The 22452-nt window shown below is 50.8% G+C and carries 27 protein-coding genes; 25 read left to right on the forward strand and 2 right to left on the reverse strand.

Translation table 11 applies throughout. The annotated features are described in order from the left end of the window. Positions 1 to 7: 7 nt before the first annotated feature. From fliG to BBI11_RS01320, 25 genes are all read left to right on the forward strand, one after another. On the forward strand, positions 8 to 1024 hold the full coding sequence (gene fliG, locus BBI11_RS01200; RefSeq protein ID WP_068459845.1) for a flagellar motor switch protein FliG: 1017 nt from the start codon (positions 8 to 10) through the stop codon (positions 1022 to 1024). Then, positions 1017 to 1805, forward strand: a complete 789-nt coding sequence (locus tag BBI11_RS01205; protein WP_068459847.1) for a FliH/SctL family protein — start codon at positions 1017 to 1019, stop codon at positions 1803 to 1805. Before fliG ends, BBI11_RS01205 begins: the two co-directional genes overlap by 8 nt. After that, positions 1786 to 3111 carry a flagellar protein export ATPase FliI gene (gene fliI, locus BBI11_RS01210; protein WP_068459849.1) on the forward strand — a complete coding sequence of 442 codons (1326 nt, stop codon included), beginning with the start codon at positions 1786 to 1788 and terminating at the stop codon, positions 3109 to 3111. The genes BBI11_RS01205 and fliI overlap by 20 nt, the downstream gene beginning before the upstream one ends. Next, the gene (fliJ, locus tag BBI11_RS01215) at positions 3108 to 3569 is read left to right on the forward strand and encodes a flagellar export protein FliJ (protein WP_068459851.1); all 462 of its coding nucleotides are present in this window, start codon (positions 3108 to 3110) and stop codon (positions 3567 to 3569) included. Before fliI ends, fliJ begins: the two co-directional genes overlap by 4 nt. After that, a complete protein-coding gene (locus BBI11_RS01220; protein WP_068459853.1) occupies positions 3566 to 4837 on the forward strand; it encodes a flagellar hook-length control protein FliK in 1272 nt (423 codons plus the stop codon). Before fliJ ends, BBI11_RS01220 begins: the two co-directional genes overlap by 4 nt. An 18-nt stretch (positions 4838 to 4855) precedes the next feature. Further along, complete coding sequence (locus tag BBI11_RS01225) at positions 4856 to 5320, forward strand: flagellar hook capping FlgD N-terminal domain-containing protein (protein WP_068459855.1); 465 nt, start codon at positions 4856 to 4858, stop codon at positions 5318 to 5320. A 31-nt stretch (positions 5321 to 5351) separates the two neighbouring features. After that, positions 5352 to 6113 carry a flagellar basal-body rod protein FlgF gene (gene flgF / locus BBI11_RS01230; RefSeq protein ID WP_068459856.1) on the forward strand — a complete coding sequence of 254 codons (762 nt, stop codon included), beginning with the start codon at positions 5352 to 5354 and terminating at the stop codon, positions 6111 to 6113. Between the two features lie 28 nt (positions 6114 to 6141). Continuing rightward, a complete protein-coding gene (locus tag BBI11_RS01235; protein WP_068459858.1) occupies positions 6142 to 6357 on the forward strand; it encodes a flagellar FlbD family protein in 216 nt (71 codons plus the stop codon). Positions 6358 to 6368: 11 nt separating this feature from the next. Further along, positions 6369 to 7313, forward strand: coding sequence for a flagellar motor switch protein FliM (fliM, locus tag BBI11_RS01240; RefSeq protein WP_068459860.1), 945 nt, complete (start codon positions 6369 to 6371; stop codon positions 7311 to 7313). After that, a complete protein-coding gene (fliN, locus tag BBI11_RS01245; protein WP_068459862.1) occupies positions 7303 to 8352 on the forward strand; it encodes a flagellar motor switch protein FliN in 1050 nt (349 codons plus the stop codon). Before fliM ends, fliN begins: the two co-directional genes overlap by 11 nt. Positions 8353 to 8377: 25 nt before the next feature. Then, positions 8378 to 8983: a flagellar biosynthetic protein FliO gene (locus BBI11_RS01250; RefSeq protein WP_068459864.1), complete on the forward strand. Its 606-nt coding sequence runs from the start codon at positions 8378 to 8380 to the stop codon at positions 8981 to 8983. After that, positions 8980 to 9663, forward strand: coding sequence for a flagellar type III secretion system pore protein FliP (gene fliP, locus BBI11_RS01255; protein WP_068459866.1), 684 nt, complete (start codon positions 8980 to 8982; stop codon positions 9661 to 9663). Before BBI11_RS01250 ends, fliP begins: the two co-directional genes overlap by 4 nt. 17 nt (positions 9664 to 9680) lie before the next feature. Continuing rightward, complete coding sequence (fliQ, locus tag BBI11_RS01260; RefSeq protein WP_068459868.1) at positions 9681 to 9950, forward strand: flagellar biosynthesis protein FliQ; 270 nt, start codon at positions 9681 to 9683, stop codon at positions 9948 to 9950. A gap of 9 nt (positions 9951 to 9959) precedes the next feature. Further along, a complete protein-coding gene (gene fliR / locus BBI11_RS01265; protein WP_416383644.1) occupies positions 9960 to 10736 on the forward strand; it encodes a flagellar biosynthetic protein FliR in 777 nt (258 codons plus the stop codon). A gap of 1 nt (position 10737) precedes the next feature. Next, complete coding sequence (flhB, locus tag BBI11_RS01270) at positions 10738 to 11823, forward strand: flagellar biosynthesis protein FlhB (protein WP_068459873.1); 1086 nt, start codon at positions 10738 to 10740, stop codon at positions 11821 to 11823. 265 nt (positions 11824 to 12088) lie between these two features. After that, the gene (gene flhA / locus BBI11_RS01275) at positions 12089 to 14128 is read left to right on the forward strand and encodes a flagellar biosynthesis protein FlhA (RefSeq protein WP_068459875.1); all 2040 of its coding nucleotides are present in this window, start codon (positions 12089 to 12091) and stop codon (positions 14126 to 14128) included. After that, entirely contained in the window at positions 14125 to 15225 is a 1101-nt protein-coding gene (gene flhF, locus BBI11_RS01280; protein ID WP_068459877.1) for a flagellar biosynthesis GTPase FlhF, read from the forward strand. Before flhA ends, flhF begins: the two co-directional genes overlap by 4 nt. Before the next feature lie 25 nt (positions 15226 to 15250). Continuing rightward, entirely contained in the window at positions 15251 to 16075 is an 825-nt protein-coding gene (locus BBI11_RS01285; protein ID WP_237150304.1) for a MinD/ParA family protein, read from the forward strand. 27 nt (positions 16076 to 16102) lie between these two features. Then, complete coding sequence (locus tag BBI11_RS01290; RefSeq protein ID WP_068459881.1) at positions 16103 to 16861, forward strand: FliA/WhiG family RNA polymerase sigma factor; 759 nt, start codon at positions 16103 to 16105, stop codon at positions 16859 to 16861. Positions 16862 to 16882: 21 nt separating this feature from the next. Then, a complete protein-coding gene (locus tag BBI11_RS01295; RefSeq protein WP_068459882.1) occupies positions 16883 to 17305 on the forward strand; it encodes a hypothetical protein in 423 nt (140 codons plus the stop codon). A 13-nt stretch (positions 17306 to 17318) separates the two neighbouring features. Further along, positions 17319 to 17753 (forward strand): YaaR family protein, encoded by a 435-nt coding sequence (locus BBI11_RS01300; protein ID WP_068459884.1) that lies wholly within the window; start codon positions 17319 to 17321, stop codon positions 17751 to 17753. Between the two features lie 29 nt (positions 17754 to 17782). Further along, on the forward strand, positions 17783 to 18133 hold the full coding sequence (locus BBI11_RS01305; protein WP_068459886.1) for a PilZ domain-containing protein: 351 nt from the start codon (positions 17783 to 17785) through the stop codon (positions 18131 to 18133). A 361-nt stretch (positions 18134 to 18494) separates the two neighbouring features. After that, positions 18495 to 19253, forward strand: coding sequence for a hypothetical protein (locus BBI11_RS01310; protein WP_068459889.1), 759 nt, complete (start codon positions 18495 to 18497; stop codon positions 19251 to 19253). Between the two features lie 21 nt (positions 19254 to 19274). Then, positions 19275 to 19745: a GNAT family N-acetyltransferase gene (locus tag BBI11_RS01315; RefSeq protein ID WP_068459891.1), complete on the forward strand. Its 471-nt coding sequence runs from the start codon at positions 19275 to 19277 to the stop codon at positions 19743 to 19745. Then, complete coding sequence (locus BBI11_RS01320; protein ID WP_068459893.1) at positions 19735 to 20364, forward strand: NUDIX hydrolase; 630 nt, start codon at positions 19735 to 19737, stop codon at positions 20362 to 20364. The genes BBI11_RS01315 and BBI11_RS01320 overlap by 11 nt, the downstream gene beginning before the upstream one ends. Before the next feature lie 64 nt (positions 20365 to 20428). Here the strand turns inward: BBI11_RS01320 and BBI11_RS01325 are convergent, their stop codons facing one another. Both BBI11_RS01325 and BBI11_RS01330 read right to left on the reverse strand, forming a co-directional pair. Then, a complete protein-coding gene (locus tag BBI11_RS01325; RefSeq protein ID WP_068459895.1) occupies positions 20429 to 21217 on the reverse strand; it encodes a putative hydro-lyase in 789 nt (262 codons plus the stop codon). Between the two features lie 7 nt (positions 21218 to 21224). Next, on the reverse strand, positions 21225 to 22430 hold the full coding sequence (locus tag BBI11_RS01330; protein ID WP_068459898.1) for an NRAMP family divalent metal transporter: 1206 nt from the start codon (positions 22428 to 22430) through the stop codon (positions 21225 to 21227). Positions 22431 to 22452 lie beyond the last annotated feature (22 nt).

The following is a 22452-nucleotide window of genomic DNA, read 5'->3' on the forward strand; positions in this document are numbered from 1 at the left end:
GAACTGAATGGTAGAACGGATAAAAGAATTGACGGGCATCCAAAAAGTGGCCGTATTGCTTGTGGGCATGGGGCCGGATGTGTCAGTCGAAGTGTTCAAGCGCCTGTCTGAAAAGGAAATCGATCAATTGACGATGGAAATTTCCAATGTGCGCCAATTGAAAAATAGCCAATCGGAACGAGTCATCAACGAATTTTATGAAATGGTGCTGGCCCAGGATTATATGAACGAAGGCGGGCTCAGCTATGCGCGGGAAGTGCTTGAAAAAGCGCTCGGCAAAGAAAAGGCCATCGATACAATCGGCCGGCTGTCGAATCGTCTTCAAGTCAAGCCGTTCAATTTTGCAAGGCGCCTCGACCCAGCGCGTATTGTGACGGTGCTGCAAAGCGAGCAACCCCAGACAATCGCGCTGGTGTTGTCGTATTTGGATCCGAAGCAATCTTCTGCAATCCTGTCGCAGCTGCCTGTCGAGCAGCGGGCGGAAGTGGCGAAGCGCATCGCTTTGATGGAAAGCACATCACCTGATGTCATCCAGCAAGTCGAGCAAGTTTTGGAACGCAAACTGTCGTCTGTTAACGGTGCCCAAGATTATGCGGCAACCGGCGGCGTGGAAGCGATTGTCCGTGTGCTTAACCAAGTGGACCGAAGCACCGAAAAAGCCATCTTGTCCGAACTCGAAACCGGCAGCCCGGACCTTGTCGCTGAAATCAAGAAGCTTATGTTTGTTTTCGAAGACATCGTCAAATTGGACGTCCGTTCGATTCAACGGGTCATTCGCGAAGTGAGCGACTTGGACTTGAGTTTTGCGTTAAAAGCGGCCAGTGATGAAGTAAAAGAAAGCATTTTCCGAAATATGTCGACAAGGCGTTCGGAAATGATCCGTGAAGAAATCGACGTCATGGGGCCTGTCAAATTGAAAGACGTAGAAAATGCCCAGACTGAAATCGTGGCCTTGATCCGCAAACTGGAAGAAGAAGGGGAAATCACCGTCTCACGTGAAGAAGGAGATGAACTGATTGTCTAACATCATCCGCAGCACGGAACAAAGCGGCACGAAAATCATCCAATTGCGCAAAGTGGAGACGCGCAGGCAATTCACGAGCCAAGCGGATGGAGACATCGAGCAATACGGTGGGCGTTTAAAGGATGAAGTTGCGACGCTTGAACAGCAGCTCGACACTTTACGGCAGCAATTGGCCGACGAGCAACAGCAAGCGCATGAGGAAATGGCCGCTTGGCGAGAAGAACAGCAGCAACAAGCGGCGGCAGAAGCCCAGCAACAAGCACAAGCCGCAGCAACAGAAGGGTTTCAAGAAGGCTTCGCACAAGGACTCGCACAAGCCGAAGCGGATTTTCGCGAACAGCGCGAATTGATGGAAGGCTTGATCGCAGGAGCGTACGAAGAGCAAAAACGCATCATCCGTGAAGCGGAGCCGTTCTTGCTGTCGCTTAGCACAGAAATTGCACGCAAAATTATCCGCAATGAACTCAAGCAAGACGATGCCCAGCTATTGTCGATCATCCAACACGCCCTCCGGCAAGCGGATGATTCAGAAGAAGTCGCAATCCATGTGGCGCTTGAAGATTATCCGGCGGTCCTGCCTTTTGAAGATGAGCTGAAAAGCTATATCCGGGCAGGCGCCGAGCTGAAATTGATGCCGGTGGCGAACCAAGCGCCCGCCGGCTGTACGATCCATACGAAAAGTGGCTCGTACGATGCGACTTTGGACAGCCAATTGAGCGAAATCAAAAAACAATTGCTTCTTTATTGTGAGGAGAAGGCCAATGACGAAGCTGGAAGATAGCGAATACTTAACGCTTCTAGAAGAAATCGAACCGGTGAAAAAACACGGCAAAGTCGTCCAAGTCATCGGCTTAACCATTGAAGCGCAAGGGCCGAACGCCAAGCTTGGCGAATTGTGCTTATTGTATCCGAGCCGTTTCGACCCGCCGATCGAGGCGGAAGTGGTCGGCTTTAAGGAAAACAAAATCATGCTCATGCCGCTGAGTGACCTCGCGCAAGTGGGGCCGGGTTGCCTCGTCGTCGCAACGGGCGTGCCTTTGCAAATTCGTGTCGGCCCAGCCATCCTCGGAAAAATCCTGGACGGCACGGGCAAACCGCTCGATGACAATAAATTGCCAAAAGGCTTGAAGAAATATTCCACCACCAATACGCCGCCAAATCCGCTCAAGCGGCCGCGCATCGACAAGCCACTAGAAGTCGGCGTGCGCGCGATTGATGGATTGTTAACGGTTGGCCAAGGCCAGCGCATCGGTGTATTTGCCGGAAGCGGGGTCGGCAAAAGTACGCTCATGGGCATGATCGCCCGCAACACCGAAGCCGACGTCAACGTCATCGCCTTGATCGGCGAGCGGGGCCGGGAAGTGCGAGATTTCATCGAACGCGATCTCGGGCCAGAAGGGTTGAAAAACTCGGTCGTCGTCGCCGCAACTTCCGATCAGACACCGATGCAGCGCATTAAAGGAGCTTTAACCGCGACGGCGATTGCAGAGTATTTCCGCGACCAAGGCAAAAACGTCATGCTCATGATGGATTCGGTCACGCGTTTTGCCATGGCGCAACGCGAAGTCGGACTTGCAGTCGGAGAACCGCCGACTAGTAAAGGCTATACGCCAAGCGTTTTTGCCTTGCTGCCGCGCTTGCTCGAACGTTCCGGAACATCAGCAAAGGGATCGATTACCGCCTTCTACACAGTGCTTGTCGACGGCGACGATATGAACGAACCAATCGCCGATGCAGTGCGCGGGATTTTGGACGGCCATATCGTCCTGGACCGCAAATTGGCACAAAAAGGTCAATTTCCGGCGATCAATATCATGGCCAGCGTCAGCCGAATCATGAATGAAGTGACGACGCGCGACCACCAGCAGGCAGCGACCGAACTCAAGCGCCTGCTCGCAGCGCATGATTCCGCAGAAGACTTGATCAATATCGGGGCCTATAAAAGCGGGGCCAATAAGGAAATTGACGAAGCGATTCGCGCGTATCCGTTGATCCGGGACTATTTACAGCAAGATATTTACGAGAAGGCCGAATTGACGGAAAGCGTCGACCGGCTCGCACGACAATTTGGAGGTGCTGAAACGTGACACGATTCAATTTCCGATTCCAGAAAATTCTCGAACTAAAAGAAAACGAAACGCAGCTAGCCCAAGTCGAAATGGCCGAAGCGCTGAAAAAAGAGCAGGCGGTCCGCGAACAAAGCGAAGCCTTGCAAACGAAGATCATGGAAGCAGAAGAAATGAAAAAAGCAAAAGAACAAAAAGGCATCCCGATTTCTGAGCTGCGCATGCTCGAAGGCTATATTTACCAGCTGTATGAGCAGTCGTCCGCAGCGAACCGCGAAGTCGCGGCGCATGAGCGGCATGTCTCACAAAGCCAGGATGCCTTGAAAGCAAAAGCGCGCGAAGAGAAAACCTGGGGCAATTTGAAAGAACAAAACTATGCCGCCCACCAAAAAGAGAACCAAGCGGCAGAGCAGAGCTTTTTCGATGACCTGGCAGGGAGCCGCTACCATCGCCTCGGCAGAACCGGTGATGCCCAGTGAACGCCCTATCTTCTATCTTGATGGGAAGCACCGCTGCTCCTGTTGTTGCGAAAGCGGCGAAGGCTGCCGATCCGGCACGGCAATTTGAACAATTGCTGATGGGCTTGTCAGCGGGATCAGCAGAACAGCCGGAACTTGAAGCGGCCGCAGAACAATTGCCTGATGAAGAACTGATGGCGCTGTTCGGGCAATTGATGGGTACGCCGACAGAACAATTGACCGAAGAACAGCAAGCCTTGCAATACGCCATCTTCCAATTGACAGGAGATGCGAACGGAGAACAGCTGCAACTGGCCATTGAAGCCTATGTTGCCGATGAAGAAATGCAGGCGGAATTGACTGCACTGGTCAAACAATTGAAATCGTTTATAACAGCTGCTAAAGAATTCGCACAGCCCGATGGATTTTCGGGGGTCGCGCTAAAAGAAATGGACCTAACTGAGGCGGCACCGGATGAAACCTTGCGCCCGCTCATCGAACTGGCTGCGCAGTTGACAGAAGAAACGCCTTCTTCAGAAAAAGTGCAATTAGTAAAAGAACTCATGCCTGTTAAACCAGAAACGCGCCTGCCATTTGCGCAAACGCCCGCTTTCTTGCTTCGTGCCTTAACACAAGAAAGCGCTCCAGTTGATCGCACGGTGGAGCAACAAGCGTCTGATGTGCAAGCGATGCCTGCGGAAGAATTGGTTCCAGAAGCCGAGGCGGTTCAAGCCGCAGCGCCTGTGAAAACAGAAGGACAGGTGCAGGCCGCGGTGCTTCCGGCCGCATTCGCTGAACAAAAATCGGTGGATGCCCAGGTGCGGCAAGTGCCGGTGCAAAAACTTTCGGAAACACTCGCAGAATGGATCAGCTCTCCTGCGCGCCTCGCCGCTGGCGGCAATGAAACGCGCTTGCGCATCAATATTTTCCCTGAGCATCTCGGCCATTTAGAGATTTTGGTCAGTACAGCAAGCGGGAAAGTCAGCGCACAAATCATTGCGAGCCACGGGGCCGCAAAAGAAGCGGTCGAACTTCAATTAAATCAATTGCGCATTTCCTTGTCTCAGCAAGGTGTGGAAATCGATCGCTTGGAAGTGCGGGAAGACAACGGCCCATCCGAGTTCGAACAGCACAAACAGCAGCAATCGCCTTTCTCGAATGCACCGAAAGACAATATTAGCCAGCATGGCGGAAGCGGCGGTGAAGCTGTTGCGGATGATGCCGATATGCCGCCACAGCGCGAGCGTGAAACCGCATCAGCCAATGGCCAAGTGGATTATAGCGTTTAAACAAAAGGGAGTGCTTGAATGAATATCGCAGCAACAGGGACAACGACGGCGGCAACTCAACCGGCGGCTACGACAGAAACTACAAAGCCGGATGCTCTCGGGCAAGACGCTTTCCTGAAAATCCTCATCGCGCAGCTGAAATACCAGGATCCGATGGAACCACAGAAAGATGCAGAGTTTATCGGGCAGATGGCGCAGTTCAGCAGCCTTGAGCAATTGACTCAATTGAACAAGACGATGACAGGATACGCCGGAGAAGGCGGTAACGCATCGCTTGCAGATTCTGCTCATTTGCTCGGAACAGAAATCAGCTGGTCGGCGAATGGCGAGAGTGGTACCGGCATTGTCCAAGCCGTAACGATGAAAAATGGCGAAGTCATGGTCGAGCTGAAAGACGGGGAAACCAAAATCCCGCTATCGGCCATTGAACGGATCGAACAGCAAAACGACAATCAAAACGAACAGGCGGCCGAGCAAGCTTAAACTTGCAGCCAGCTGAAAGGGGAAATGACAAATGTTGCGTTCTATGTACTCAGGGGTAGCCGGCATGAAAAACTTCCAGGTGAAATTGGATGTAATCGGGAACAATATTTCCAACGTCAACACGATCGGATTCAAGAAAAGCTCGATCCAGTTCCAGGATCTGCTGAGCCAAACCGTATCGACAAGCGGGGCAAACCCGATGCAGGTCGGTCTTGGCTCTAGCGCCGCTTCTCTTAACATCAACCACAGCCCAGGTTCTGCGATTTCGACTGGGGTAGCGACAGATTTAAGCATTATGGGCGACGGATTTTTCGTCGTGCAATCGCCAGAAGACGTGAATGAGCGTTATTTGACGCGTGCCGGCAGTTTTACTTTGGACTCAGATGGTCTCTTGACCACAGCGCAAGGATATAACGTGCTTGATACAGACGGAAACCCAATCCAAATCAACCCAGGCAGCAATTTCAGCATCGATCGCCTCGGCAATATCCAGCAAGAAAACGGCCCGACAATTCAAATCGGCATGTTTGATATCGATAACCCGGCAAGCCTCGAAAAAGTCGGGGGTTCGATGTATAAACTAGGGAACCAAGAAGCTATCGCAAACGGCGATATTTCAGATGCAGGAACAATCAATTCCCAAATCGGCTCCGGTTTACTCGAAATGTCCAACGTTGACCTTACGGAAGAGTTCACGGAAATGATTATCGCCCAGCGCGGCTTCCAGGCAAATTCACGGACCATCACGACTTCAGATGAACTGCTACAGGAAGTCGTGAACTTGAAACGATGATAATACTGGCTGGACGGGGTGAAACTTTATGATTCGCTTAACGAGGCTGAACCGTTCTGAAATCGTCTTGAATGCGGTCTATATCGAACGGATTGAAGCGATGCCGGATACGGTCATTACACTGACAACCGGAAGGAAAGTCCATGTACTGGAGCCGGTGCAAACGGTGATCGGCCAAGTGACGGCTTACTACCGGGACATCAACATCCTTCCGAAATTGCACGACGCACCTATGGAAGAGTAAGGAGAGTCAGCATGGAACCTAATTTTTCAGAAAAGGATGCGGAGGATTTGAGCAACAAGAATATTCATACCTACGATTTCAAGAAAGCTTTGCGGTTTTCACAAGATCAGATCCGGACATTGTCCCGTATCCATGAAAATTTCGCGCGATTATTGACCTCTTACTTTTCGGCGCAGCTGCGCACCTACGTGCAAATCACGACGGAAAAAGTAGAGCAAGTCGCGTATACGGATTTTCTTCAGCAAATCGAAAAAAAGTCGATTCTTGGGGTCTTTGAAGCCCAACCATTGACAGGCAGCATGGTGATGAAATTTTCGCCGGAAGTGGCTTATGTCATGTTCGACCGCCTGCTTGGCGGGCAAGGAAACGTCGTGCAGCGGTCGAGCGATTTGACTGAAATCGAGATCAGCGTCATCAACCGAATCTTCAACCAGTCATTGGGCTGCTTTCAGGAAGCTTGGACCTCTGTAATAGAATTATCGGCAGAATTAAAAGAAGTTGAAGTAAATCCGCAATTTTTACCGATGGCTTCGCCGAACGAAACTGTCATTATCGTCAATTTGGTGGCCAAGATCGGCGACACGGAAGGGAAAATTCAATTATGCTTGCCGCATTTGGTGCTCGAGCATGTCTTGCCGAAATTATCGGCCCGCCATTGGCTCGCCAGCCAGAAAAAAGCGATTGAACACGAGGAAGTGGAAGCCTTAGAAAAACGCCTCCATGGAACGAAGATGGACATTGCTGCGGTTCTCGGAGAAGTGACGGTCGATATTAAGGATTTTCTGGATTTAAAAGAAGGCGATGTTCTCCGTTTGAATGAATCGGTGGATGCGCCGGTCAAACTGTATGTGGACCAAAAGCAGAAATTCCTGGCACAGCCTGGGACTTCGAAAGGCCGGTTAGCGGTCCAAATTACCGGCTTGTGCGGGGAAGGGGAATTTTACGATGAAGGATGAGCGTTTATCACCAGAAGAAATGGAAGGCTTGCTAAACAAGCCGGAGCGAACGGAATCAGCTGATGCTTTGGGCAGCCATGAACTCGATGTGCTGAAAGAGCTATTCTGTACGGCATTTGGCGGCACCGCGGTGTTGCAAGATTCGCTGTTTCCAGAAACGTCCGCCATCGAAGGACCCGTTTGGACGGTAAAAAGCAAAGAAGCCTTGTTTTCAGAAATGGAGACGCCGGTCTATATAGCACTTGGAGAATACACTGGCTTTGTCAAAATGCCTCAGATTGTGACATTGGACCAAACAGACGCTCACGCGGTGGCATCTCAGTTGACTGGAGAAACAGAAGAGGAAGCCTTGTTCGCTGCGGTTCAAGACATGCTGTCGCGCTTATTCACAGCTTCAGCGTCTGCTTTATCGATGGTGACTGGCCAAGAGGCAGGCTATTCCTTATCAGGGATGGACATTCTAGAGACCGGACAACAATTTCCATTTACCCATTTCACGAAAGAACAATGGTTTGCGGAGGCGTTGTTCACGCTTTCTGTCGGCGACCACCAAAACGTCGCATTCCGTATGTATTTGCCGGCGGGCCCTTGCCGAGAGCTTGTCGAAAAACTGGCAGGCTGCGAAGAACATGCAGAAGAAGTAAAGGAGGGACAGGGTATGCCATCAAACGATCAACAACCGCCGGAAAAAACGCAACAGCCGGAAGGAGCAAATGGACCGAGTGTCCAGTCGGTCCAATTTTCGAGCTTTGACGATATTACCGCTGAACAATCGGCGCCGAACAACCTTGATATGCTGTTAGACATCCCATTGCAAGTGACGGTAGAACTTGGCCGCACGAAGCGAATGGTCAAAGACATCCTTGAAATGTCACAAGGCTCGATTATCGAACTCGATAAACTGGCGGGAGAGCCAGTGGATATTCTCATCAACAATAAATTGATCGCAGTTGGCGAAGTCGTCGTCATCGACGAAAATTTCGGCGTGCGTGTGACAGATATCTTAAGTACGGCAGAGCGCATTTCCAAACTGCGTTGATGCAAGGCGAAGGAGTACGGCAAGTGTGAATTACAGACATTGGATTTTATTACTCATAACGCTCGCTGCCCTTTGGCTTGCCGCACCAGTAGCGTCTGCAGAGACGGGAAACGTAGCCGATTGGTTAAAAGAAGACCCGGCAAGCGAAAGTGAGCCGGCTGAGGCGGAAGCGGTGCCGGAGATTGAAGAAAAAAGTTTCGGCTTGATTATCGGCCAATTGATTTTTTATACGCTGCTGATTGTGGGCTTGATCTATGGCCTCATCAAGTTTTTGGCGATGCGCCAAAAAGGCGGGCAGTCACAGCGGGCGATTCAACTGATGGGCGGTTCGCCGCTCGGCCAGAACAAATCGCTGCAGCTGGTCAAAGTCGGCGGCCAATTCTATTTGATTGGTGTCGGCAATGAAGTGACACTCATTAAAGAATTTTTAGAGCCTGAAGAGATTGCGGCGTTAGAGCAAGATCTAGAACAACAACGTCCGGCAGCATCTGTTTTATTCGGCAATAACGGCAAAGCAAAAGCGCCTTTTGGAAATTTCGAGCAGTATTTCAACCGCAGTTTGGAGAAGCAAAAAGAGCGGCGCTTGTCTTTCGGCGAGAAACGCGCAGATGACGGGGAGGACCAACGATGATTCCTGACTTGTTATTGGCCATTCCCGGCATCTCACTCGATAATAACGACCCTGGCGATGTTTCGACGACTTTGCAATTATTATTGATGCTCACGGTTTTATCACTTGCCCCGGGCATCTTGATCATGATGACGAGCTTTACGCGAATCATCATCGTCTTGAGCTTCGTGCGGACAGGGCTCGGCACACAGTCGATGCCGCCTAACCAAGTATTGGTCGGCTTAGCGCTATTTTTAACATTTTTCATCATGGCACCAGTTGCGACAGAAATTAACGACACGGCCTTGCAGCCATATTTGGATGAAGAGCTGGAACAAGAAGAAGCGCTTGATGCGGCTATCTTGCCGATCAAAGAATTCATGGCCCAGCATACGCGTGAAAAAGATTTGGCCTTATTCTTCAAATACGCCGAACTCGAAAAGCCGGAGGGCATTGAAGGCATTCCGTTGACGTCCTTGGTCCCGGCATTTGCACTTAGCGAATTGAAGACGGCGTTCCAGATCGGCTTCGTCATCTTCATCCCGTTTTTGATCATCGATATGGTCGTCGCATCAACTTTGATGGCGATGGGGATGATGATGTTGCCGCCGGTCATGATTTCCCTGCCTTTTAAAATTTTATTGTTCGTCCTGGTGGATGGATGGTATTTAATCATCGAATCGCTGCTTGTCAGCTTTTAGCGAGAGGAAGAATTTATTTGACGCCGGATATGGTCATCAAACTAGCAGAACAATCCATTTATCTCATCATACTCATTTCAGCTCCGCTTTTGCTTATCGCCTTGGGAGTGGGCTTATTGGTCAGCGTGTTTCAGGCCATGACCCAAATCCAGGAGCAAACTCTGGCATTCATCCCGAAAATACTGGCCGTGTTTCTATCGCTGGTCATTTTCGGCCCCTGGATGCTGACGATGCTCCTGGATTATACGCGCGATTTGTTTGAGCAGCTGCCGCGGTTCGTCGGATAAGCGGCGATGTTGAATGAGGCTCTTACTCTGCTGCCGTTTTTCCTGCTCGTGCTTATCCGCCTGACTTCGTTTTTCCTCATTGCGCCGCTGTTTGCGATGAAGGGAGTGCCCACTCAATTCAAAATCGGTATCGCGGCTTTTCTCGCACTCATCGCAACTACGGCCTGGTCACCGGAAACCGCGCTGGTGATCGACGGGGGCTATACCTTATTGATCTTCAAGGAACTTGCGGTTGGGCTGGCGCTCGGTTTTACGGCTGCGCTATTGCTGTATGCAGTGCAAATTGCCGGGTCGTTCATCGATTTTCAGATGGGTTTCGCGATTGCCAACGTCTTGGATCCGCAGACCGGCGCACAGGTGCCGATTATCGGCCAATTCAAATACACGCTCGCCTTATTGTTCTTATTGACCGTAAACGGCCATCACATGATGCTTGACGGCGTGATGCAAAGTTTGCGTTCCTTGCCCCCGGAAGAGTTTTTGTCGGTCGCTCCTGGAGCCATCGCGCGTTTTATGACCGACTTGTTTATCGAAATGTTCATCATCGCTTTCCAGATTTCGCTGCCAATCGTCGCGTCCTTGTTTTTGATCGATGTGGCGCTTGGGATCTTAGCGAAAACCGTACCGCAATTGAACATCTTTGCGGTGGGGCTGCCCTTGAAGATTTTTGTCGGATTTGTGCTGTTGCTGCTGACGATGACGGTGTTTTTTTACTTGCTGCAAATCCTTTTCGACAAAATGATGGTCAGCATGGGCGAATTAATCAGCTTATTGGGAGGCGGATAGGATGACACGCTATCCATTGGACCTGCAATTTTTTGCTGGTGAAAAAACCGAAAAAGCGACGCCGCAAAAGCGCCAGGAATCACGCAAAAAAGGCCAAGTGGCCAAAAGCCAGGAAGTCGCAGCAGCACTCATCATGCTCGGCGGCATTCTCCTGCTGAGCTTTCTAGGGGATTGGATGTTAGACCAATTGCTCGCTATTTACCGCATCAATTACATCCAATACATCAGCTGGGACATCACGCCAGACACCATCCGCCTCATGTTCGAGCAATTGGCGATGGATGCGTTCTTGGTGATCGTGCCAATTATGGTCGTCGGCGTCGTTTTCGGATTTCTTGGCAATTACGTCCAAGTTGGCCCGTTGTTTACAGCCGAGCCCTTAAAAGCAAAGCTCGAACGGCTCGACCCGATCAAAGGCGCCAAACGAATCTTTTCGGTCCGCGCCCTCGTGGAGTTGGCTAAGTCTTTACTGAAAATCGCCATTATTGGAGGTGCCGCCTTTGGAGTGCTATGGGCGGGGCAAGAACAAATCTTCTCGCTATCGCGGCAAAACCTGCGTGATTCTTTAAGCCTCGTCGGGGGACTCGTCGTCCAGATGGGCATGATCGCGGCGTTGATCTTGCTGTCCTTATCGACGCTTGACTATTTGTATCAAAAATACGAATTCGAAAAAGGCATCCGGATGTCGAAACAAGACATTAAAGATGAATACAAAAAGGCAGAAGGCGACCCCTTGATCAAACAGAAGATCAAGGAAAAGCAGCGCCAAATGAGCATGAACCGCATGATCCAAGATTTGCCAAACGCCGATGTTGTCATTACCAACCCGACGCATTACGCCATCGCAATCCAATACGACGCCGAGACGATGGAAGCCCCGAAAATCATCGCCATGGGAAGAGATTTCACGGCGCTCAAGATCAAAGAAAAAGCGAAAGAGCTCGGCATCGTGACAATGGAAAACAAGCCGCTCGCCCGCTCGCTCTATGCGCAAGTATCGATCGGCGACACCGTACCGGAAGAACTATTCCTAGCCGTCGCCGAAGTCCTCGCCTATATCTATGCTTTGAAAGGGAAGCTTTCGTGAGTTTTTACGGTGTAATGAACAAGCTCAAGTGCCTCTCGCTTATTCATTAGTCGCCGCCTTCCGCTTTTTAAATCATTGCAATAAAAGGATATGGAGCAAAACAGCGCAGACTCCTGGGGGGTCAGTGAAGTGCTGAAATCCATTCGGGCGGCTAGCCCGAATTAGTTCAGCGCGAGCCCCCCGGAAAGCCAGCTGTTTTGCGGAATATCCCGACTTAACTTCAACATACATAGCTAAACAGCAACAAGAAAGAGGAGGAAGCAGTTTGAAATTTAGAGATTATGCGATATTGGTATCGGTGATCATGATTGTCATCATGATGGTTATCCCGCTGCCGCCGCTGTTATTGGATATTTTAATCATGATCAATATCAGCTTGGCGCTGACCATCATTCTCGTGGCCATGAATACACAAGAGCCATTGCAGTTCTCGATTTTTCCGACGCTCCTCTTGCTGACAACCTTGTTCCGCCTCGGCTTGAACGTCTCCACAACACGTTCGATCTTAACCAATCAAACCGGCGGGCAAGTCATCGAAACATTTGGTTCGTTCGTGGTCGGAGGCAGTGCCATTATCGGGATCTTGGTGTTCTTGATCTTAGTCATTATCCAATTCCTCGTCATCACCAAGGGTTCGGAGCGGGTAGCAGAAGTTGCCGCCCGTTTCACGCTCGATTCCATGCCCGGCAAACAGATGAGTATCGACGCTGATTTAGGTGCGGGAATGATCTCGGACCGTGAAGCGAAAACACGGCGCGAAAAAGTCGGACAGGAAGCGGACTTTTACGGCGCGATGGACGGGGCCAGTAAATTCGTTAAAGGCGATGCCATCGCCGGCATCATTATCACCATCATCAATATCATTGGCGGCTTGATGATCGGTGTCATCGTCCACGGTTTGCCGATCGCAGAAGCGGCGCAATTGTTCACCTTGCTATCGATCGGCGACGGACTCGTCAGCCAAATCCCGGCGCTGTTGATTTCGACGGCGATGGGGATTGTCGTCACCCGTGCGGTATCGGACGGTAACCTTGGTTCGGATATCACGCGTCAATTATTCGCTTTCCCGAAAATGCTTTACGTAGTTGCCGGTACCTTGATGATGCTCGCGATTTTCACGCCGATCAATCCGTTGCTTATTATGCCGGTCGCCGGCGTTATTGCCTTCAGCGCTTTCCGAATGGAAAGGACGCTTAAAGCTGAGGAAGCGGTCGAGAAAGACAGCGACCCGAACGAAAAAGAAGCAGCTGAATTGAAAAGCCCAGAAAGCGTCACGGACTTGCTTCATGTCGATGCCATTGAATTTGAATTCGGCTATGGTTTGATTCCCATCGCTGATAAGAACCAAGGCGGCGATTTGTTGGACCGGGTCATTATGATTCGCCGGCAATGTGCGATGGAACTGGGCATTGTCGTCCCGGTCATCCGCATTCGCGACAATATCCAATTGCAGCCAAACGAATACGTTATCAAAATCAAAGGCAACCGGGTGGCGCGCGGTGATATTATGCTCGATCATTATCTCGCGATGAGCCCAGGGGTCGATGATGAGAATGTTTACGGCATTGAAACGATCGAGCCCGCGTTCGGCATGCCGGCGTTATGGGTCGATGAAGACATGAAAGAAGAAGCGGAGATGGCCGGTTACGCCATCGTAGATCCGCCGTCTGTCGTGTCGACGCATTTAACGGAAATCATTAAACGCCATGCGCACGAACTCGTCGGCCGCCAGGAAGTGAAGTCGCTGATTGAAAACATCCGGGATTCTGCTCCGGCTGTCGTCGAAGAGTTGATCCCCAATTTGATGAGCATTGGCGAAGTCCAAAAAGTGCTGATGAAATTATTGAAGGAAAAAGTATCGATCCGCAATTTGCTGGTCGTCTTGGAAACCTTGGCAGATTACGCGCCGCAAACAAAAGACGTCGATTTGCTGACGGAATATGTGCGACAGGCACTCGCTAGACAAATCACCCGCCAATACGCGCCGGATAATGAAGCTTTAAAAGTCATTACGGCAGGAGCGAGCTTGGAGAAGAAATTCGCTGAGTCGGTCCATCGCACCGAGCAGGGCAATTACCTATCGATCGATCCGGAATCGTCCCAGACAATTTTCCAGAAAATCACGGAGCAGGCGGGACAGCTTCAGCAAAACGGCGTCCAACCAATCCTTCTAACTTCGCCAGCCATCCGCATTTATATGCGCCAATTCGTAGAACGCTTTGCGCCGGATCTGCCGGTCTTGTCTTATAACGAATTGGAACCTGAAATCGAAATTCAAAGTGTTGGAGTCGTGAATATCCCATGAGATTAAAAACTTACCGCGTCGCTACAATGCCTGAAGCCATGGTCCTCATCAAAAGAGATTTGGGCGACGATGCCCTCATCTTGAATACGAAAAAAGTGAAAACGGGCGGCTTGTTTGGTTTGTTCCAAAAAGAGCGCCTGGAAGTCACGGCGGCGGTCCAGACAGCAGAAGAAACAGCCCCTCAACCACAAGCTGCGAAATCACAGCCTGTCGAAGTCCCAAAAACAACCGAACCAAAAAGACCGGACACCGATGTAGTAATGGAAGAATTGAAAAGTTTGAAACGGCTTATGATGCACGAAGGCCCAGAAGACCGCTTGCCTGAGCCGTTACGCCCGATGCGCCGTTTGCTCGAAAAGCAAGGCGTGGATGAGGCGGTACAGACGGAGCTGCTGTCTGAGCTATTGCAAACTGTCGAATCCGATAAACCGGTACAAGAAGCCTTTCATGCAGAGCTGGTCCGTTTTATCGAACACCATCAGCAAACCGTCCAAAACGACTCGCCTTCGATCGCTTGTTTTATCGGACCAACGGGTGTCGGCAAGACGACAACCATCGCGAAAGTCGCCGCTGAACAATTGCTTGAACACAAGCGAACCGTCGGATTGATCACTGCCGATACGTACCGCATTGCCGCCGTAGCGCAATTGAAAACTTACGGCGAGATTCTCGATGTGCCGGTAGAAGTAGTCGAATCCCGTGAACAATTGGCCGGCGCGCTTGAAGCCTTAAAGGCATGCGACGTCATCTTGATCGACACGGCGGGGCGCAACTACCAGCAAGCTGAATACGTTCAGGATTTGCAGAAATTGCTGCCGGATACGCAACACATCCATACGACCTTGGTGCTCAGCTTAACAGCGAAATACGAAGACATGGTTCATATCATTGGAAACTTCGGTGCGCTATCAATCGACGAGTTATTGTTGACGAAAAAAGACGAAACGGCTTCTGCCGGGGTCATCTTGAATTTATTGCATCATTACCGGATCCCGCTTCGCCGCATCGCGACCGGCCAAAACGTGCCGGACGATTTGGTTGCGGCAACGCCAAGCCTAATTGCCGATTACATTGCGGGGGAGCTGCGCCATGCGTGACCAAGCCATTCAGTTAAGGGAAAAGATGACACGCAAAAATGCCAAGCCGGGCACACTCAACACCCGTGTCTTGGCTGTAACGAGCGGAAAAGGCGGCGTCGGCAAATCGAATTTCACTTTGAATTTCGCGCTCGCGTTGATCGAACAAGGAAAATCGGTGCTGATTATCGATGTTGATTTGGGCTTTGCCAATATCGATATTCTGTTCGGCCACGTTCCAAAACAAACCATTGCCGGCATGCTCGACAAGCAATTATCGATCCAAGAGCTTATCGAAAAAGGACCGCTCGGCTTGCAGTTGATTGCCGGGGGGCAAGGGTTTTCGGGCTTGCTTGAAATCAGTGCGGATAAAATGAAACACTTCATGGAACAAATCGGAAGCCTTCAAGGACAAGTGGATTTTGTGCTGCTCGATACAGGAGCGGGCTTGTCGGAAAACAATATGCGCTTTTTGCTCGCGGCCGATGAAGTGCTTTTGGTTACGACGCCTGAACCGACCTCGGTAACGGATGCCTATTCGGTCGTCAAGGTGATGCACGCCAAAGATTCAGACTTGGCGATCCGACTCGTCGTCAATCAATGCACCGATGGCAAAGAAGGACAGCAGACAGCCATGAATTTCACGAAAGTCGCCGGGAATTTCCTGGATAAAGACATCCGGACGCTCGGCATCTTGCCATCGGATTTCCACGTACCGCAAGCAGTAAAATTGCAACAACCGTTCTTGCTGGCCCATCCGAACAGTGCGGCGAGCAAGGCGCTGCGTACGCTCACCGCGGAGTATCTGGAGATGCCGTCGCCGTTCAAGATTGGGCTTCGGGGATTCGTCATGAAATTATTCTTTAAATAAAGGCATAGCGGAAGAGGGGTGGACAGCTTGGTAAATCAGAAATTGTCGAATGCAGAACTGGCGCAATGGGACAACTGGCAGCAGCATAGGGACCAGGACGCCGGCGATTATTTGGTCGCAAAATACTTGCCCTTGGTGGATTATGTGATTCAACGCTTTCTCATCAGCCTGCCGAAAACCGTCGATAAAGATGAAGTCCGAAGCTACGCCTACGAAGGCTTGCTGGATGCTCTCGACAAATTCAAGCCCGACAAAGACTGGAAATTCGAAACCTATGCCGCCTGGCGCATCAAAGGGGCGATCATCGACGGACTTCGAAAAAGCGACTGGCTGCCGCGCTCGCTGCGGGACAAGGTTAAGAAAATCGAAAAAGCATACGCCGAACTCGAACAACAGAAAGGCGAGAGCGTTAGCGACCAAGAAGTCAGCGAATATTTGGGGATGACTCAAGCAGAGCTCAATCGTGCCGTGTCGGAAGCTGCCTTATCGGCGATGCTGTCGATGGACAATGATCAGGCGAACATGGAAGATCGATTGCCGCGCGCTGTCGCCGGTTCTCCGGAACGAGAGCTGTCTGGGCAATTGACGAAAGACGCTTTGTCTAAAGCCATCGCCAAGCTTCCAGAAAAAGAAAAATTGACGGTTTCCTTATGCTATTTTGAAGAGATGAAGCTGACCGAAATCGCTGAAATTCTCGGGCTCAGCGTTTCGAGAGTATCGCAATTGCATTCTAAAGCGATGCTCCGGCTGCATGCAGCGATGTTATCGGTTCATGAACATTATTAAGCGAAGGAAAGCAGGGAGCAGATGGTAACACTATTGATAGTGGTCAGCACTTTATTGGTATTGCTGAACGTCAAATTGATGATGTCGAGGAAACTCATGGTCGAGCAGGAGTCCGAACGGCTTGAGGCGGCGATGGCGGAGTTTGTCGCAGCTGTCGAACAGGAAAACGATGCCTTGTACGATAAACTGATGGAACGCGTGGAACAGGCGGAAGCGAAAATGGCAGGAAGGGAACAAGCGGATCTCCCGACAGTGCCAGCGGTCCAACCGGAAAGTGCGCTTGATGACGTCGTTGTGCCTGCAGTTGAAACCAGCCGACGGGACCAAGTGAGGCAATTGATGAGGCAGGGCTTTTCAGCTGCCCATATCGCGAAGCTTTTGGAACTGCCGATCGGCGAAGCGGAAGTCGCCGTGCAATTAGAGAAGAAAAGACAGATTCAGTAGGTGGGGGAGAAAGATGCGCATTGATGCTGTAAGGCCGCGGCCTTCGGAACAACCCAATACGGCCGCTTTAAAACCATCAGGCGGCGGATTTGCACAGGTGATGAAGCAATCCCGCACAGAACTTCGCCGCGATGCACTGACGCCATTGTTCGCAAATGTGGAGCAAACCGGCAAACGGCTCGCGGAACATAGGACCCTGGAGAATGTGGTGGCGTATAAACAATCCATCAAACAATTTCTCAAGGAATCGCTTCGCCACGGGATGCAACTGACTGACCAAGCTGCCGAAAATTTTGGGGAAGGGACCCCGCCTCATCAACTCGTGAAAGTCATTGATGAAAAAGTAATTGCGCTGCAAGATCAATTACTGGATAATGAAGTGGAATATATTGGGGTGCTGGATACAATAGGGGAAATAAAAGGTTTGCTGCTGAATCTTTATATGTAAGCAGTATGGGGGAAGGGAGATACGCCGCAATGGAGGATAATCGAAGGGAATTCTTTCGTGTATCGTTTGTGCGGACCATTGATGGGAAATTGGTGGTTCCAGAAGGTGGGGAAGTGCTTATAGACATTTCCAATTTAAGTGCGGGCGGAGTGGTTTTCGACGGCTATTTTGACATCGCGCTTCGCGAAAAAGTACTGTGTCGCTTTGAGTTGTTGGATGAACCTTTTGAATTAGAGGGGCATATTATCCGCAAGCTAGCGAAAGACTATAGTTTCGAATACGCTGTGGAATTTTTGGCGGGCCAGCGGGCAGTGCCTAAATTGTTTCAGCAATTGAATACATACCAGATCCGCAAACGCAGAAGTTTGTTGAATGACTAAAAAGAAGGCCTCGGCCTTCTTTTTTTTCAGAGTGTTGAAGAAGTCTATGGTTTGCTCTCAACTATGAAAAAGTAGCGTCTTTCGCTTTCTTCAACAGAATAACCTCTCTAAGTATTTGGAGAAGTGTTCGCTCGACTCCTGTGGATCAGCGAGACGACCGAGACCCCGCAAGGCGCGTAGCGGCTGAGGAGGCTTGGGCGCGAGCCCACGGAAAGCGAGCGATAAGCTTCGGAAAATACGACTTTTCACCTTTCTCGACAACCTGCTAAAAAGAAGGCTCAGGCCTTCTTTTTTTCATGCAGGAATATAGATGCCCCGAATCGAAAGTAAGGGGAGATGGATGAGGAGAGGGGATTGGGCAATGCGGGCAGGTGAACATCTTCTGAATGTCTGGCAGCGCTTTGACGGGCTGCCAATGGATAATTTGGTGAAGGCCTGGAATTACGAACGGGCTGGATTGAAAAAGCAGCGCAGCATCGAACAAATGAAGGAACATCGGGAGGATTACGGGCTTGGCGGAAATTGCTTTGACCTGGCGCTTTGGCTACTGGCGGAATTTCGCGAAGCGGGAATCGAGGCCTATCCGGTTGGGTCGGAACTCAGCACGGCAGAAGCGCATGCAGCGGTTGTGGCAATCGACGGGCAGGGCAGGCGCTTTCTGTGTGATTTAGGAGACCAGTGGATTCAGCCGATTTTACTAGACACGCAAGATGCCTCTTTTTCGGATACCCCGCAAACAGGATTTTTCCCGGGAGCAGATGTGCAATTATCGGCTGAGCCGGATGGCATGACGATCGTTTATCAGCGGCCGGGCGGGAAGTTGTCGGTACAGAAGTATTCACTCGCTCCGGTAAGCGAAGAAACATTTTGGAAGGCAGCGGAATATTCACAGCATCAGCTTGGCAAAACACCGCTCATCGAAGTCCGCGTGCCTTACGCAGGAGAAGTGGCGCATTGGGAATTTAATGATTGGCAAAGTGAGCTCAGCACGAGCAAGGGCTTGGTTCAGGAGGAAGCTGCCGCAAGTTTTGACGCATGGGTAGAGCGCATCCAGGGGCGATCAGGATATGCGCGTGAGATCATCAAAGAAGCACTTTCATTTTACAAAAGCATGGACTGAGCAAGGCAAGGAGGTAAAAATATGAACACCAATTCATTGCCAAAAGAAATTCAGACAGAACGACTAAAGTTAATCCCCATCACTGAAGAACTGTATCGGAATTTGTATGGCAGTTATGCGATGGATGCACACATTAGCCTGCATTTAGACGATTTAAAACAAGATCAGCGTCTTTACGGCTGGGGGGCATGGATCGCTTTTGATCAATCCGGCGCACCGATTGGCGATATGGGGTTCAAGGGATGTCCGGACAAAGCCGGAAAAGTGGAAATCGGCTATGGCGTAAAGGAACCTTATCAAGGGAACGGCTACGCGACAGAAGGCGTGCAAGGCTTGATCGATTGGGCCTTTGCTTTTCCGGAAGTACGTGAAGTGACGGCGGAATGCTATGAAGACAATGCGCCTTCGATTCGTGTGCTCGAAAAGCTTGGATTTGAACGCATCGCACAGTCGAAAGAATTGGTGTTTTGGAGATTGCGCGATGGCTATTGAAAAACTAGCTTGTGTGACAGAGGATGGTGCGCTAATCGGCGTCGCGACCCGGGAGGAAGTCCATCGCCAAGGTTTGTGGCACGAGACCTTTCATTGCTGGATCGTTTCGCGTGAACAAGGCCGCACTTTGATTCATTTGCAGCTAAGAAGCCAAAATAAGGCGGATTTTCCCGGGCTTTTCGATATTACGGCAGCGGGCCATATCGCAGCGCACGAATCGATGCGAGACGGCGTTCGGGAAATTAAAGAAGAGCTTGGCTTAACGCTTTCATTTGAGCAATTAGCGCAGCTGGGTGTCGTGCATGACGAGATCGTCTTGCCTGGATTCACCGACCGCGAGCGCGCTTTTCTTCATTTGTACGAAGGCATGCCTATTGACCTGGAGGATTACCGCCTGCAACCAGAGGAAGTCTCAGGCATGGTGGCTGTCGAGTTTCTGGCATTCTTTGAACTGTGCATGAGGCAGACAGAAGCAATCGATGCCCGTGGGTTTATTGAAACGACAGAGGGAAGGCAGCCGTTTCATCAGAAAATCGGCTTGGCCGATTGCGTCCCACATCAACTCACTTACTGGCAGCAAGTGGCGATCCGCATTCGCCGCAAGTTAATGGATGACTAAAAAAGCGTCTGTATGGAAAAGAGCCGAATTGGCAACTTTATCATACAGGCGCTTTTTGAATGGGTTAAAACACGCTAAAGTCTTCTGATTTCAAGTCAGTGACGAACATATGGCCAGGAGCATGAGTGATCATCAAGGAAGGCTTGCTTTCCATCGCGACGGCTTGTGGCGTGACGCCACATGCCCAGAAGACCGGCACTTCGCCTTCTTTAATTTCAACGGCATCGCCGAAATCGGGCTTGTTGATGTCTTGGATGCCAATCGATTCGGGATTGCCGATATGGACGGGAGCGCCGTGGACGTTCGGGAAGCGGCTCGTCACTTGCACCGCGCGGACGATGTCTTGTTCTTTGACCGGGCGCATGCTAACGACAGTCGGTCCTTGGAAGCGGCCGGCTGGGACAGCTGCAAGCGAAGTCTTATACATCGGCACGTTGCAGCCCTGCTCTTGATGGCGCATCGGAATGCCGTTTTGTGTCAGCGCTTCTTCGAATGTAAAGCTGCAGCCAAGCAAGAAAGCGACCATGTCATCTGTCCATAACGGGCGGATGTCAGTTGTTTCTTCCGTCAACACGCCATCACGGTAGATGCGGTATTTCGGAATGTCGGTGCGCAAATCTGCATACGGCGCGGACAATGCCGGAACAAATGAACCGGGTTCCGTGACATCGATGACCGGACAGGCTTTTGGATTGCGCTGACAGAACAGCAGAAATTCAAACGCCATGTCTTTTGGCAAAATAGCCAGATTCGTTTGGATGAATCCTGGGGCGAAGCCAGACGTCGGTGCTTGGAATTCGCCTGTCCGGATGGCGCTGCGCAGCTCTTCTGGAGATGTGAATTGCATGTCCATTCACTCCTTATTTAAATAATTGCGGGATGCCATTCAATAATGTGTAACCGCCCATCCAGGACATGGCGATCACGATGACGACACCGAAGATCGTCATCCATAGCGGATGTTTGTAATCGCCGACGACTTTTTTCTTGTGGGCGGCGACGAGCATCACACCGAGTGCAATCGGCAAGATCAAGCCGTTCAACGAGCCGACAAGCAAGAGAATCAAGACCGGGCGTCCAATGGAGATAAAGACGATGGTCGAGATGACGATAAAGCCAATGGTCAAGTAGCGGTGATATTTCTCAAGCACCGGGCTGAACGACCGGATGAACGAAACAGAGGTATAAGCGGCGCCGACGACCGAAGTGACTGCGGCAGCCCACATGACGACACCGAAAATTTTATAGCCGATATTGCCAGCAGCAAGCTGAAATACAGAAGCTGGCGGATTGTCCGGATCGAGAGCCAGTCCTTGCGAGACGACACCGAGTACGGCAAGGAATAAGATGACGCGCATGATGGACGCGACCCCAATCGCATAAATGGAGCTGCGCGTCACTTGCGGCAAATGCCTTTGACCGGTCATCCCGGCATCGACCAGGCGATGGCCGCCGGCGAACGTGATATAGCCGCCGACGGTTCCGCCGACAAGCGTAACAATCGCAAAAATATCGATTGTATCAGGAGCGAAAGTTTTCGCCACCGCTTCACCGACAGGCGGTTGTGCGGTGATCATGACATAAATCGTCAAGGCGATCATGACAAAGCCGAGAATTTGGGCGAAGCGGTCCATCGCGCGTCCCGCTTCTTTCACCATGAAGATCCCGACTGCCAGCAAGCCGCTAAGTCCTGCGCCGAGTTCCGGGGAAATGCCGAACAACACATTCGTACCGAGCCCAGCACCAGCAATGTTCCCGATATTAAAAGCAAGCCCACCGATGACGACGAGAAACGCTAGCACGTAGCCAAGCCCTGGCAGCACGTCATTTGCGATATCTTGCGCGCGCTTTCCTGAAATGGCAATGATGCGCCAAATGTTCGTCTGCGCACCGATATCGATGATGATGGAGATCAAAATGACAAAGCCGAATGACGCCAATAAAGTCTCAGTAAAAACGGTTGTTTGGGTCAAGAACCCCGGTCCGATAGCGGAAGTCGCCATTAGGAAGGCAGCGCCGAGCAGGACGCTGCGGTTGGTATTTTTCATCTTTTTAACATTGTCCATAAAAGTTCCTCCTTAGGCGGTG

The organism is Planococcus maritimus (assembly GCF_001687625.2).
Lineage (GTDB): Bacteria > Bacillota > Bacilli > Bacillales_A > Planococcaceae > Planococcus > Planococcus maritimus.